Raw genomic sequence first — 14,173 nt, forward strand, 5'->3', positions numbered from 1 at the left:
TGCCAAAGAATGGTCTCGGCTAGGGTGATTTTATAAATAACTAAATTATCTACTGCTGGATTTCTCCGTTTCCAATTCGATATTCAATATTATTTACCTTTAAGGTAACTGAGGAAGAACAATCTGCAATACCGTCCTTATCTTCGTCCACGAAATAATCGATACTCATCTCTGGGGCATTGTCAATAACAACATCCAAAATACCACTTTTTATGTAAGGACAAACTAGCTCGACTTCCAATGGGTTATTTTCGCGTATGGTCAATTCGTAATTAACACCGCTGGAACATTTACCTGATTGCAATCCTTCAATCCAATACGAATCATCCCAAATGTTCAGAGGTGTATTGTCGCCTTTTATCCAGGTACGTGTTGTCTCTTGCGAAAATGTTGTTACTTGTCCCTGCGCGTTGGTTACTTTACCGTTTGATACTTCTATGCTAAAAACCAAATTACCATCGTTATTTTCTCCCAGGTTCTCAACAAGGTGTGTTCCTTCGATCTGATAATCGTTTTGAAAGTAGTTTTCGAAAGTAGTAATGTGTCTCGAGCCCGTTTGGCTGTACCATCCATTTTCAAGTTCAATATATAATTTACCCTTTCGGATTCTGCCATCTAGACCTAAAGTACCATTGGTTCCATAATCCACAACAATAGATTTGGGAAAGGTAAATAAATCAGATGGCGTGATCGATATATTGGGACCAACAGATGATTTAAGATTTATGTTCTCTGTGTTTTCGGAATTTAAAACCGCATTATCGCTGGCATTGTTAACTCCCTGGAAATGCCATGCAGCCTGAGCGTAATCCTCCATAGCATCAACTGCTTGAACCGCACTCAATGAATCATTTACTGTTTCAATCTGATCGCAATTACACAGGCAAAAACCTATTAAAATTGTACTCAAAAATAACTTTGTATTCATGGTATACTAAAATTAATTTTAATGGAAAGGTGTACGAAGAATGTACCAATAGGTTTCTTGACCAAATTTTAATTGGTGATTAAATTTGAATGTATACACCTAACAAAACACTAAAAATACAAATCGCGTTTCCCTTTCTTTACTTTTGCCAAACGTTTCAACAGTTTTTCTTTAAAATGAGGGTCTTCGTAATTTTTAAGTTCTTCTTCGATAAGCTGATATCCCTTAGTTTTGGTTTTTTCAGGAGCGTAGTCTTCAAGGTACTCTGCTAAAGTTAATATAGCGTTGGGTTGACAGAATCTTTTAATGAACCCGGGGACCGAGAACTCCATAAAATGCTCTCCGGTTCGGTTCAGCCGGTAGCAAGCAGTGCAAAAAGAAGGGATAAAACCGTTCTCCACTAATTCTTCCATGACTTCGTTAAGTGAGCGGTCGTCTTTTATTTCGAATTGCTCTTTGTCAATGTCTTGCTCATCTTCGTCTTGAGAATACCCCTTCATTTCGATGTTGGTACCTCCGTCAATCTGAGACACGCCATACTGAAGTACCTCGTTACGAATTTCGGCAGGTTCGCGAGCGGTCAGAATGAGGCCTGTGTAGGGAACAGCTAAACGAAGTATGGCAACCAGTTTGGTGAAATCGGCATCTGAGACTGCCCACTTTTTATCCACTTCAATGCCCGAGGCTTCCTGGATGCGAGGGAAAGAGATGGTATGTGGCCCGACATTGAATACGGCTTCAAAGTGATTGACATGGCGCAGCAAACCAAGTACTTCGTATCGCCAATCGTAAAGCCCAAGTAAGGCGCCGATTCCCAAATCATCAATACCACCTTCCATGGCACGGTCCAGTCCCGTTATACGCCAATCGTAATCTCTTTTCAATCCGCTTTTGTGTACTTTTAAATAAGTTTCGCGGTGATAGGTTTCCTGGAATATCTGGTAGGTTCCGATGCCGGCTTCTTTAACTACCTTAAAGCCTTCCACGTCCAATGGGGCCGCATTGATGTTTACCCGTCTTATTTCGCCGTTTTTGTGCTTTACGGAATAAACGGTTTTTACCGATTCAGCAATAAACCGAGCGTTATATTTAGGGTGTTCTCCATAAACAAGAATCAATCGTTTATGTCCGGCATCTTCCAGTGCCTTCACCTCTTCTTTTAAGTCGTCAGCTGTAAGGGTAGTTCTTTTCTGAGCCGTGTTCTCCGCCTTAAAGCCGCAATAGGAACAATTGTTAATACATAAATTGCCAATATAAAGCGGCGCAAAAAGAACGATTCTCTTACCATAAACTCTTTGCTTTAAACTTTTGGCCGCTTCCTTAATTTCCGTAATTAATTCCGGATCGTTGGCATTCACCAAGATGGCCGTTTCCTGAAGAGAAAGTCGGTTCTTATCCAAAGACTTTTGAATAATAGCTCTCACTTGTTCTTGGGTAGGATTTTTTGTTGATTCCAGTATTTCATTGATTTCATCATTATCAATAAAATTCTTCATCGACTCATCCTTCATCTTATATTCCTGTGGATGGTAAATTATTGACATGTCTTTCTCCCAGTTTATCTTCACAAAATTAAGTTCTTTTATGGATAAAAAGCTAAAACATGTGTTATTTGTTTGATGATTATTAGGATTTTATTAAAAGAGGAGGCGTTTCTCACCGAAACTGAAGAATTTCGGTGAGAAGTATATATGATTATTTATAACTTACAACATGCACTTCATTATCATCTTTTGATTCACTTTTAGGAACTTTTTCTTTTAAAGTAACTTCAAAAATTCCACTTGAGTCTAATAGTTTTTTCTCTCCATTTTTGTCAACACTTTTTCCATTCCATTTCGATTTAATCCCTTTAATTGATTCGTTAGGTATTTTTTTGAATTCACTTAGTGAGACTGTCTTACCATCAACATAGATTGTTGTTGTTTCAAGTTTATTGATTTGTTTTAGCGTTTTTTGTTTTAAATTCTCACCCCTATTTTGTAACACAAAATTAATTGGAACTGTATAGGAGACTTTAACCGGTTTGCCTTCGTGAATTCCTGCTCTCCATCTTGGCATAGAGCTCACAACTCTTATGGCTTCTTCGTCTAAGGAACTGTGAACTCCCCTGGCTGTGTCCACTTCGGTAACATAACCTGCTTCGTCAACAACAAAACGGATGTATACCCTGCCTTGAATCCCTTTTTCCTGGGCATATTGTGGGTATTTTACTTTTTGCGCAATAAATTTTCTTAATGCCTTGTCTCCACCAGGGAATTTAGGCATAGAGTCTACCACAAAGTATACCCTGGAAGAATCGCCTAACAGAAATCCATTATTGTCGGTTGCTGATTTTAAGCTAAGTGTTTCGTCTTGACCTTCAATGTCGGAGGGTAGTTCGTTGTCGCATGCAAAAAAGAATCCCACACCAACTATCATCAGTGTAGCTGCCAATGTTTTTACAAATGCTTTATTTTTAAGTGTTTTATTCGTCATCATTTTAAATCGTTTTTTAGTAATGGATTGATTAAAGTTATTGACCGGCAGCAGTCGGGCGCCTGTGGCCTGAAACAATAACAGATTTTTGTACGAACCGATGGAAGTTCCCTTTTGCAATACGGAACGGTCGGCCTGAAACTCGTGCAACTCTTTCAGCAAGTATTTTATCATCCATGCAAAAGGGTTGAACCATTGAACAATTAGCAGAATCTCGAACAGAAGCACATCCAACGAATGTCTGTACTTGACATGCGCGGTTTCATGAACCAGAATTTTATCCAGATCGTCATCGGAATAGAGCGAGCGGTTAATGAAAATGACATGAAAGAACGAAAACGGGTTGAATTTGCCTGGCAAGTCGGCAATTCGAATACCGTTATATTTTACCCAGGTTGCTTTTTTCGACAATCCGCCCAATCGAACTATGCCCAAAAGTAATCTGACCAATAAGCCTATTGCACCCATCCCATAAATCCATGTAAAAGATTTGTTTTCTTTAATTACCGGAACCACAGTTTCGCGCACATCGCCGGAAAAAACATTTACCGTTTCAAGTAAAACAAAACCAGTAGTTTCAGAATCTCCGGAAGATAGGGATATATGAATAAAAGGGGCTACCGTTGCCAGCAGAAGTGAAAACAACAGGTAAAACCTATTAAACTTAAAAAGAGGTTCGTGATGTAAAACAAAACGATAAAATAAGGTGAGTATACCTAAGATTATCGAAGACTCCATGAGGTAATTGATAAAAATTTCCATTGATTAAAAATTTATTAAATTGATCTTTTTCAATTGGATGTGACTCGGTTGATTGCCCGGGTCGCACCGGTTATTTGTTCCGGCCATTCCGGTCAAGTTCATCTTTTACATCATTCATCAGTTCCTCAAATTCGTTGATATCCATCTTGCCTTCTTTGGCAAAAAAGGATACCATCTCTTTAAAAGAACCTTGGAAATAGTTAGAGATCACCCGTTTCATAAACTTCTTTTTATACCTCTCTTTTGATACAACAGGGAAATACACATATCCCTTGCCTTCCTTTTTGTGGTCTACAAAACCTTTGTTTTCCAGAATTCGCACAATGGTAGATACGGTATTATATGCCGGTTTGGGTTCCGGCAGTTTTTCTATAATGCTTTTAACCTTGGTCTCGCCCAAATCCCAAAGCTGTTGCATCACTTGTTCTTCTGCTTTTGTTAGTTCTTTCATTCCTTCCGCTTTACTCATCGGATAACTTATCATCATCCGATGAGGTTTCAACTAAATTGTTAGTTCAAATTTATAACTAATATTTTAGTTGAACAAATTTTTTAACTAAATTTGTAGTTGAAAGTTTGTTAATAACCTAAACGTTTGACATTATGATATATGTAAAATCAAAGCTGATGCTGATTTCGGCTATTCTATTCGCAGTTTTCACATTAGTTTCAGGTAAGCCACATATCAACCATTACACAAATGTGAAAGATAGCCTGAATGTTGAAAATGATTCGCTACAGCTAATTAGAGTCAATGCGTTATCTAAAAATTTCAGGTATGATGATGCCATCGCTGTTTTAGAGAAGCTATTTGATAGGGATTCGTTGAATGTTCCTGCAGCAACCGGATTAGAAAATTTGTATTTTAAACAATCGCAATATAATAGGGCAATCTACATGCAAGATTATTTGCAAAGGCTTAAAGTGGATACTACTTATTATACGATAAGAAAAGCTATGTGCCTTAAAAAGATGGGGCAGTACCAAAAGTCGTTGGATATTTTCCGAAGTGCTTTTGATAACGACACATTGAATTCTTTTTTAACTCATCAGATGGGAGATTTATATAAATCGTTGCATAAGCCAGATAGTGCAATCGTATTTTATAATAAAACATGTGAAATCAAACCAAGTTCTGCTGTGATGATTAAAGCAATGGACTTATATCTTAAAACAAAAAAGGAAGAAGAGGCATTGCAGTTTTTTAACAAGTATTTTAAAATTGAATTTGCGGCTAATCATTTATTGCATCGTTTATATGGCAAAGCTTTATACCTGAACGACAAAGTGGGGGCGGCACGCTTAACTTTTAATACATTGTATTCCTCGGGCGATTCTTCGTTGGTAACCACAAAGTACTTGGGCATGTGCGAGTGGAAATTAGAAAACTACGCTGCCTCTATTGCGCCTTTTGAGCATTACTTAAAAAAAGATTCAACGGATTTTCAGGTGTATTTTATGTTGGGAAGTAGTTTGGTAAATGACGAATTTATCTTTAATCCAGAAAAAAGTATTAGTTGTTTAAAACGATCCTTAGCGTTGATTCAAGCCGATGGTAATACGCTGAACTTGATTTATAATGATTTGGCCTTGAATTATCAGCGCACACAACAACACGAAAAAGAACTTGAGGTATATTTACTAATGAAGGAAAATGTTCCCGACAGTAGATATGTAGATTACAAGTTAGCTACTTTGTATGATTACGGATTCAAAAATAAAAAGGAAGCCCTGCACAGGTATACCGATTTGCTGGCTTTGTACCAGGCTGATTCGTTAAGCGAAAAATCGGATGTGCAAAAATTTTGTGAGAATAGGATTCAGGAGTTGAAGGAGGAGGAGTTTTGGGAAGACAGCAAGTGAATTATTCTCCGGATACGACTTCAAGTCGTACCCGGAATATATTTGAAAGCTGTAAATTATAACCCGCTGTCATCGCATGACTATTGTTTTTGCTTGCTGGCAATCAAAAAATAGAACAGGAATCCCAGGCCGATAAACATCAGTTCGATCCCAAAACCTATCAGGGATTCGTTAATACGCCAGGTATCCATGCCAAAAGTCTTTCCAACTATGAAAGAAACAATCATTCCCAATCCGACCATTGAAGCTACCATGGCCCATTTTAGGCTTTTCATGCGTTGAGGCTCTTCATCTGCAGAGGTAACAGGGGTTAATATTTCAGCCTTTTCAATATGACCGCTTTTAACAATCCTTCTTTTTAAAAGGTAATCGGTAAACATTTTAATGATGTAAAAAAAACCGGCAAATACTATTGCCACCATAAAAATCTCTTGCATAATATTTTAATTTTATCAGTTAATACTAAGTTTGAGGTTGACCTATTGGGGTTAACCACTACTCATATGTCGAAACGATATTAAAAAAGGTTGCAGTATATTTATAAAATATTTTCTATTCTGTTGCAACTTTTGGGTAGTGAGTAACGACATATAATATATATGAACGATATTGAGCTGATAAACCAGGTTAAAAAAGGAAATCCAAATGCCTATCGCTTCCTGGTATCCAAATATCAACGCTTGGTGTTCAGTATAGTATAGTATTGCGTATAAGATGGCCAATCAGAACCAGGCCGATATTGAGGATATTGCCCAGGATGTATTTGTAAAAGTTTATAAAAACATAAAAAGTTACCGGAAAGAATCAAAGCTATCTACGTGGATAGCCTCAATAGCATGGAAAACATCCATCGATTTTACAAGAAAAAAGAAGAGGAGCAGGGTTGAATTTACAGAGGAACCTGAGTTATTTGATGAAATAGACTATGTGAATAGTTTTGAGCAGTTGAAGCAAAAGGAATTAAAACAATTGGTTCAAGAAGTTGTGTCGAGTTTACCGGTTCATTATCAAACTGTATTGTCACTATTTTATTTGGAGGAGTTTTCGTTGGCCGAGATTCATGAAATAACAGAAATGCCCTTGGGCACCATTAAAAGTTATTTGAGCAGGGCCAGAGCTTTGTTTAAAACGGAACAGGAACGAGTACATGGAAGTGATGCCATTAATTTATTGTACAAAGAGACATGATGATGGAGAATAAAAATATAGATGAGTTGTTAAGCAATACTTACAAGGAATTTGAAGAACCGCAAATACCCCTTGGGTTTATAGATAAGCTTACCCGAAAATTTGAGCTGCGGAACATGCGGCGAAGGCTTTGGGAAGAGTGGTTGTTTAAGATGTTGGTGGTGCTTGCAATTTTAGCAGGTTTGGTTGGGGCTTTTATTTATCTTGGCGAAGATTTAACAATGTACTTCAGTTACCAATATATTTTACCATTGTTGGGAATATTAATGCTGGCTTTTGTTTTCTTTTTTAATGATGTGGTTTTAAAATGGATGTTTTTTACAAAAAAAATGAAGAAATAAAAAAAACCGCACTCGATGGAGATGCGGTTTTGGCATATTTTTTAATTGAAGTCTCTACAGGCCTGTAGCAGTGTGATAAACGTTGGTAACGTCATCGTCTTCCTCGAACTTGCCCAGCATCTTTTCAAATACCACAACTTCCTCTTCGCTAAGCTCCTTGGTAGTTGTTGGAAGACGTTCAAATTCGGAACTAATAATTTCAAAGTCATTTTCTTCCAGAAAACTCTGAATAGAACCGTAGCTTTCAAACTCGCCATAGATAATTATTTTGCCATCTTCCTCAAAAATTTCATTGGCTCCGGCGTCGATCATCTCAAGCTCTAATTCTTCTAAATCCAATCCTTCTTTGGATTCAACTTTAAAATGGCACTTATGCTCAAACATATAATCTACGCTTCCGGTTGTTCCTAACGAACCACCTGCTTTATTAAAGTAGCTACGCACAGCACCAACAGTTCGGGTGTTATTATTGGTAGTGGTTTCAACTAAAACAGCAATACCAAAAGGCCCATATCCTTCATAAATAATTTCCTTCCAATCATCCGTATTCTTCTCGGTGGCTTTTTTAATGGCCCTTTCCACGTTGTCCTTAGGCATGTTGGCAGCCTTAGCATTCTGAATGAGCATTCTTAAGCGCGGATTAGCTTCCGGATCGGGTCCACTCTCCTTTGCTGCCATTGTAATTTGTCTTCCTAACTTGGTAAAAGTTTTCGCCATGCCAGCCCATCTTTTCATCTTGGTGGCTTTGCGGTATTCAAATGCGCGTCCCATTATTTATGTTTTTATTCTAGTTACAATTTTTGAACCCACAAAGCTATAATTCCTAAGCTAGAAAATCAAACTTAATATATCTATTTCGGCAGAGATAAAAATAAAATTGTATGTTAGTGCCTAGAATTTTTAATCATTCATCACTTAAGTATGAAAAAAAGATTAAAATGGTTTCCTTTATTTAGTACCAACTTTGCAGGTGTTTTAAACGATAATTTGTTAAAAACGCTGATCGGTTTTGTATGCGTTTCCTGGCTTGGGCCTGACAGCAAGGCAGCACTGGTTTCGGCTGCTGCCGCATTATTGGTTCTACCCTATCTCTTCTTGTCTCCCTGGGCAGGTAAATTGGCCAAAGAACACCCTAAAGCTAAAATAATTCAATGGGCAAAAATGGCTGAAATACCCATAATGGCTCTAGCGGTTCTGGGGTTTATTTTTAGCAGTATTTATGTTGTAATGACCAGTATGTTTTTAATGGGATTACAAAGCTGCCTTTATTCGCCCAGTAAATATGGAATTATTCGGGATATAGGAGGCAAAGAGGGTATTTCGTTTGGAACGGGAGCTATGGAGATGATTACTTTTGTGGCTGTTTTAATGGGTACATTTTTGGGTGGTTTTATTTCTGATTTAGATCAGTTTTTTACGGAGTCAATTTATAGCCTGGTTATACTGTGCGCAACGCTTATGGTATTGGCAGTTGTTGGTTGGTTGGCAAGTTTGGGAATCCATCCACATGAAACTAACCCTGAGGATGATTCGGATGATACTTTAAATCCTTTTCTGTTTCCATTTAAATGGTTTAAATGGTGCAAACAGATAACCGGATTGAATTATACCGTACTGGGATTATCCATGTTTTGGTTGGTTGGTTCCATGGTTCAGATGAACCTTTATATTTATTGCGAAGAGTTCTTAAACTTATCCAATACATCAACCGGAACCATAATGGCATTGGTAGCCATTGGCATTGGGGCGGGATGCTATGCGGCAGGGGTAATATCCAGCCATAAAGTAAACACAAAATTGGTGCCTATAGGAGGTGTAGGTATGGTAGCTACTATGTTTACCATTTTTTTGCTTAAACCAGATGTTACCATTTTTACTATTCTAATAATCATATTTGCATTCTTTGCGGGATTGTTTAAAATTCCGTTAAATGCGTTTATGCAGGATCGGGTAAAGGGAAGGGAATTAGGGCCGGTGATCGCCTATAATAATCAGATGGTTTTTGTGGCCATTCTTCTATCCGCAGGAATCTTCTCGTTAATTGAAGGAGCGTTTGGTACTAGAATCGTATTTCTGACTGTATTAATCATTACCTTGCTAACCACAATAATTGCCTTTTTAAAGATTCCGGGAGCTGGAAGAAGAATAGATTTATAGGCTGAATTCTATTGATTTATGGATGTTAGCTTGTTTTTTAGTAAATTAAGCTTTCATGTAAATGTGAATGGCTAACGTTAAATCGAAACCTGGCGCCCCAGAGCCTTCCGAATTAAGTTCGGAATGTGTCGCCCTGACGTATCCGGATGGATGATTTAAGACTCGGCACTTTGTGTCCCTGCCTGCAACAGCAGGTCTGTGTTCGTCAGTCTTGGTACTTGTATCTTGAAATTAAATTTTAAAAGATGAAAGAGAAGCATCCTATAGTTAAGGCTATAGCTCAATTTATATTTTTTGTCGGCCGATTTATGCTGTCGTTGCGATACAAAGTCAAGTTATCGAATTTAGACGTTATCGATAAAGGCAGGCCGGTATTATTTTTGCCCAACCATCAGGCTGTAGTTGATCCTATGCTATTGGTCAGTTTTATTTATCCGCATAAAAATGTGGTTCCTGTTGTTACTTCAACCTACTACGATTTACCCGTTCTGAACAAGTTTTTCAAAAACTGGGGTGCCGTACGTGTGAGCGATTTAGAGGCAGGAAGCAGGAATGTGAATGTGTTAAATGAGATAATCCAGTCAGCAACCCGTGCATTCGAACATAAGCGCAGCATTGTAATTTATCCTTCGGGTCAGATCGCGGGGCAAGGATTAGAAAGAATTCTCAATAAAAAATCGGCATTCGAGATTGTTAAGAACCTACCGGATGATGTTCAGATCGTTGGTGTCAGAATCAGTGGCTTATGGGGAAGCATGTGGTCTAAGGCATGGACGGGGAAGTCGCCGGAATTCGTTTCTTCGGTTTTTAAAGGAATAGGATATATACTGGTTAACCTGGTGTTTTTTAGCCCCAGAAGAAAAGTATCTATCGCTTTCGAGGATATTACCGCAGAATGCAGGCAAAAAGCAATCGGTGCAGACAGGAAGGAGTTCAATAGTTATTTAGAAGGTTTCTATAATGAGAAAGGGGTGGAAGAACCGTCGTTTGTCAAGCATTATTTTTTTCAACAATCAGGAAGGGGGGTGCCCCAAAAAAATGTGGGTGTAGATCCTGCTTCTTCGATGATTTCTACGCAAAAAATATCCTTTCCTTTCGCTATTGAAAAAGGGGTTGATAAAATTGTGGCCCAAAAATTAGAGGTAAACATCAGCACATTTTCAGCAGAATCAAAACTGGTAAATGATCTGGGTGCGGATTCGCTGGGCATCGTTGAAATTATTGAAGAGATAGAAAAAAAATTCAAGGTTGATACGGTTACTGAAATTGCCGGCTTTAATCGGGTTGGGGATTTGTACCTGTTGGCAAACGGTGATTTACAAAAACAGGTTGAATTACCACCTTGTAGCTTTGGCAAGCAATCGCCTTTTTCGAATTATATTAAAGTAAAAAGCCTCAACAATATACCTGCTCAATTTATAGAAAGGTTCTCGTCCAACAAGTATTTGCCTTTTGCCTATGATGCGATGCTGGGGGAATCAACACGAAAGGATTTTCTGTTAAAGGCGTGCGTAGTTGCCGAAATCATAAAAAAGAAGTGCAGGACAGAACGAATTGGCATTATGTTACCGGCACTTCAGAGCACTTCTTTGCTCGTAATGGCCTGTTACCTGGCGGGTAAGGTTCCTGTTATGCTAAACTGGACGGTCGGCAAAAAGATATTGGGTTATTGTGTGAAGGAGGCTGACATAAAACAAATATTTACAGCAACAGCCTTTGTAGATAAAATAAAGGATAAATTGCCCACGTCTGTCATTGAAAAATTGGTGATGATGGAAAAAGAAGTGAAGAATGCGGGGTTCGGAGTTAAACTTACAGGATTGATTAAGAGCAAGCTTCCAAAGATTTTAATTGATCCGGAAGACTGTAGTGACATTGCGGTAATATTGTTTACATCGGGAAGTGAGAGCTTGCCAAAGGCGGTTCCTTTAACACATGGCAATATCGTAAATGATTTAAAGAGTACTATGGATAGCGTTAATATTAGTATGAACGCTGTATTGATGGGCATTCTTCCTCCATTTCATAGTTTTGGTTTTTCTGTGCTGTCCATTCTTCCGTTAATTACGGGTGTGCGCATTGCCTATTATCCGGACCCTACCGATGGAAAGGGAGTTGTCAGGTCTATCCATCATACAAAAGCCTCTCTTTTGGTCACTGCTCCAAGTTTCTTGAAAATTATATTGTCGCATGCACATCGTCACGAATTGGACTCCATCGAATATGTGGTTTCAGGTTCCGAAGCCCTAAGTAAAGATATAAGGGAGCATTTTGAGCATATGCTGCCTAAAGCAACCATGATTGAGGGGTATGGAATTACAGAATGCTCACCCGTTTTATCGCTCAACCCTTTGGAAAAACAGAAAGAAGGAAGTGTTGGTAAGGTTATAAAGAATGTAGAATGTAGGATAACTGATCTTGAAACGGAACAGGTGGTAGAGAATAACATGGAAGGGATGATCTGTTTTAAGGGAAAGAATGTTTTTAACGGGTACCTAAATGTCGATTTAGAGACACCATTTGTCGAAATAGAGGACGAGGTATATTATAAAACGGGAGATTTAGGATATTTGGACGATGAGGGTTATTTGTTTATCACGGGCCGATTAAAAAGGTTTATAAAAAGTGCAGGCGAGATGATAAGTTTACCTTTTATCGAAAATATTCTTTTGAGTAGGTTTGGCGAGGAGGAAGAAAAAGTGTTAGCGGTTGAAGGTAGCGATGAAGGTAAAGTCCCGCAAATAGTATTGTACACAACAAAACCCATCGGAATTAAGGAAGCCAACGAGTGCTTACGGGAGAACAATGCACCACCCATCGCAAAAATTACCAGGGTGGAATTGCTGGAAAGCATCCCGTTGCTGGGCACAGGCAAGGTGGATTATAAGGTGTTGAAAGAGATGGTAGTGGACAACGGTAATAAGTAAACAGGGAACAGTCAATAGTAAATTGGTCAGGTTATTGATGACTTTTACAAATCCCATCGGATTGTGGTTGCTAATGTACAATCGATGATGACCGTTGGCTACTGACGATTGACTAATCAGCTAATATTAACTCCCAATATCCAACATCGATATAGCTGTCGAATTTATAACCAACCTCTTTGAACTGGGCAATTTTCTCGAAACCAAATTTTTCGTGCAAGGCAACACTTGCGTCGTTGGGTAATGAAATGCCCCCAATTAGCACATGATATCCCTTACCTCTGAGTCTTGAAATCAATTCTTGATATAACGCACTCCCAATTCCCTGCCCGTTTTTTCCGTGTTTAAGATAAACCGTGGTTTCTAATGAATACCGGTAAGAGCATCTCGATTTCCACTCGCTGGCATAAGCATATCCAACTACGATTCCGTCTTTTTCATAGACGATCCATGGTAGCTTCCCGGTGGTTGATTTAATACGTGCTGCCATTTCGCTCGTATCCAACGGCGTTTCTTCAAACGTTACAATGGTGTTTTCAATGTAATAATTATATATAGTTGTAATGGCCGGTGCATCTTGCTGATTAACTTCTCTTATCATATTAAAACGTATTACCAAATGACTGTTGACGAATGGTTTTATGAACATACAAGTTAGGGTATAATAATTAACGGCGATCTGATATTAAGGAATTTCCCAAATTCCTTATGTCAGCAGTCAATAGCCATACCGAGCTAATGCCGGTTTAAATATCTTACATGGCTGCGTTTAAGTAAAGTGGCGGTTTGGTGAATGGAATTGGCATTTAAATAAAGTCTAATGACAATGTTGGGATTAAATTACACATCGCCAAACCAACTACCATTCAATCTCTTTAAGTCCCTTACTTTTTAAAAACGCATTGGTCTTACTAAAATGTTTGTTTCCTAAAAAACCACGATGTGCGGACAGAGGCGATGGGTGAGGAGATTTAAGGATGTAATGTTTGTTGGGATCAATATATATCGATTTTTTGCCCGCATAGGCTCCCCAAAGCAAAAACACGATATTTTCTTTTTCTTTGGCAAGATGCTTAATCACGCTATCTGTAAACTCTTCCCAGCCCTTCTTTTGGTGCGAACCTGCCTGGTGTGCTCTAACGGTTAGGGTTGCGTTTAATAGCAGCACACCCTGTTTGGCCCAACGTTCCAGGTTGCCGCTTTCGGGCCGTTGTATTCCACAATCACTCTCTATTTCTTTAAAAATATTTACCAACGAAGGAGGTATTTTAACATTGTCGTTCACGGAGAAGCAAAGTCCATGGGCCTGGTTGTCGTCATGATAAGGATCCTGCCCCAGGATGACAACCCTGGTTTCTGCAAGAGGACAAAGGTCGAAAGCATTAAATATTTTAGCAGCTGGCGGGAAAACGGTACCTTGGCCATATTCATCTCTGACAAATTTAGTAAGTTTCTCAAAGTAAGGCTTCTCAAACTCGCGCGCTAACAGTTGTTTCCAACCTGGCTCAATTTTTATATCCATAGGAATA

The 14,173-nt window shown here is 38.6% G+C and carries 13 protein-coding genes; 5 read left to right on the forward strand and 8 right to left on the reverse strand.

Annotated features, from left to right (window positions below; translation table 11 throughout):
- Nucleotides 1-49 precede the first annotated feature (49 nt).
- The 4 genes from ACT29I_RS21450 to ACT29I_RS21465 form a co-directional block, all read right to left on the reverse strand.
- Nucleotides 50-928, reverse strand: coding sequence for a hypothetical protein (locus tag ACT29I_RS21450; RefSeq protein ID WP_444794369.1), 879 nt, complete (start codon nucleotides 926-928; stop codon nucleotides 50-52).
- Nucleotides 929-1,038: 110 nt separating this feature from the next.
- Nucleotides 1,039-2,496, reverse strand: coding sequence for a [FeFe] hydrogenase H-cluster radical SAM maturase HydG (gene hydG, locus ACT29I_RS21455; RefSeq protein WP_430935104.1), 1,458 nt, complete (start codon nucleotides 2,494-2,496; stop codon nucleotides 1,039-1,041).
- Nucleotides 2,497-2,623: 127 nt separating this feature from the next.
- Nucleotides 2,624-4,168 (reverse strand): M56 family metallopeptidase, encoded by a 1,545-nt coding sequence (locus ACT29I_RS21460; RefSeq protein ID WP_444794370.1) that lies wholly within the window; start codon nucleotides 4,166-4,168, stop codon nucleotides 2,624-2,626.
- A 70-nt stretch (nucleotides 4,169-4,238) separates the two neighbouring features.
- Nucleotides 4,239-4,655: a BlaI/MecI/CopY family transcriptional regulator gene (locus ACT29I_RS21465; RefSeq protein ID WP_430935106.1), complete on the reverse strand. Its 417-nt coding sequence runs from the start codon at nucleotides 4,653-4,655 to the stop codon at nucleotides 4,239-4,241.
- A gap of 116 nt (nucleotides 4,656-4,771) precedes the next feature.
- On the opposite strand from ACT29I_RS21465, the gene ACT29I_RS21470 reads away from it, so the two are divergent.
- Nucleotides 4,772-6,031: a CDC27 family protein gene (locus ACT29I_RS21470; RefSeq protein WP_444794371.1), complete on the forward strand. Its 1,260-nt coding sequence runs from the start codon at nucleotides 4,772-4,774 to the stop codon at nucleotides 6,029-6,031.
- An 80-nt stretch (nucleotides 6,032-6,111) separates the two neighbouring features.
- Here ACT29I_RS21470 and ACT29I_RS21475 read toward each other — a convergent pair whose 3' ends face one another.
- Nucleotides 6,112-6,468, reverse strand: a complete 357-nt coding sequence (locus tag ACT29I_RS21475) for a DUF6249 domain-containing protein (protein WP_444794372.1) — start codon at nucleotides 6,466-6,468, stop codon at nucleotides 6,112-6,114.
- Nucleotides 6,469-6,733: 265 nt separating this feature from the next.
- On the opposite strand from ACT29I_RS21475, the gene ACT29I_RS21480 reads away from it, so the two are divergent.
- Nucleotides 6,734-7,219: an RNA polymerase sigma factor gene (locus tag ACT29I_RS21480; protein WP_444794392.1), complete on the forward strand. Its 486-nt coding sequence runs from the start codon at nucleotides 6,734-6,736 to the stop codon at nucleotides 7,217-7,219.
- A 2-nt stretch (nucleotides 7,220-7,221) separates the two neighbouring features.
- The gene (locus tag ACT29I_RS21485) at nucleotides 7,222-7,560 is read left to right on the forward strand and encodes a hypothetical protein (RefSeq protein WP_430935110.1); all 339 of its coding nucleotides are present in this window, start codon (nucleotides 7,222-7,224) and stop codon (nucleotides 7,558-7,560) included.
- Nucleotides 7,561-7,614: 54 nt separating this feature from the next.
- Here ACT29I_RS21485 and ACT29I_RS21490 read toward each other — a convergent pair whose 3' ends face one another.
- Complete coding sequence (locus ACT29I_RS21490) at nucleotides 7,615-8,331, reverse strand: YebC/PmpR family DNA-binding transcriptional regulator (protein ID WP_430935111.1); 717 nt, start codon at nucleotides 8,329-8,331, stop codon at nucleotides 7,615-7,617.
- 150 nt (nucleotides 8,332-8,481) lie between these two features.
- Between ACT29I_RS21490 and ACT29I_RS21495 the strand changes: the two genes are divergently transcribed.
- Together ACT29I_RS21495 and ACT29I_RS21500 are read left to right on the forward strand one after the other, a co-directional pair.
- Nucleotides 8,482-9,717, forward strand: coding sequence for an MFS transporter (locus ACT29I_RS21495; protein WP_430935112.1), 1,236 nt, complete (start codon nucleotides 8,482-8,484; stop codon nucleotides 9,715-9,717).
- 245 nt (nucleotides 9,718-9,962) lie between these two features.
- A complete protein-coding gene (locus tag ACT29I_RS21500; protein WP_444794373.1) occupies nucleotides 9,963-12,644 on the forward strand; it encodes an AMP-binding protein in 2,682 nt (893 codons plus the stop codon).
- Between the two features lie 112 nt (nucleotides 12,645-12,756).
- Here ACT29I_RS21500 and ACT29I_RS21505 read toward each other — a convergent pair whose 3' ends face one another.
- Nucleotides 12,757-13,245, reverse strand: coding sequence for an arsinothricin resistance N-acetyltransferase ArsN1 family B (locus tag ACT29I_RS21505; RefSeq protein ID WP_444794374.1), 489 nt, complete (start codon nucleotides 13,243-13,245; stop codon nucleotides 12,757-12,759).
- A 258-nt stretch (nucleotides 13,246-13,503) separates the two neighbouring features.
- A complete protein-coding gene (ung, locus tag ACT29I_RS21510; protein WP_430935114.1) occupies nucleotides 13,504-14,166 on the reverse strand; it encodes a uracil-DNA glycosylase in 663 nt (220 codons plus the stop codon).
- Nucleotides 14,167-14,173 lie beyond the last annotated feature (7 nt).

The sequence above is a fragment of the Saccharicrinis sp. GN24d3 genome, from assembly GCF_052400645.1.
GTDB lineage: Bacteria > Bacteroidota > Bacteroidia > Bacteroidales > Marinilabiliaceae > Saccharicrinis.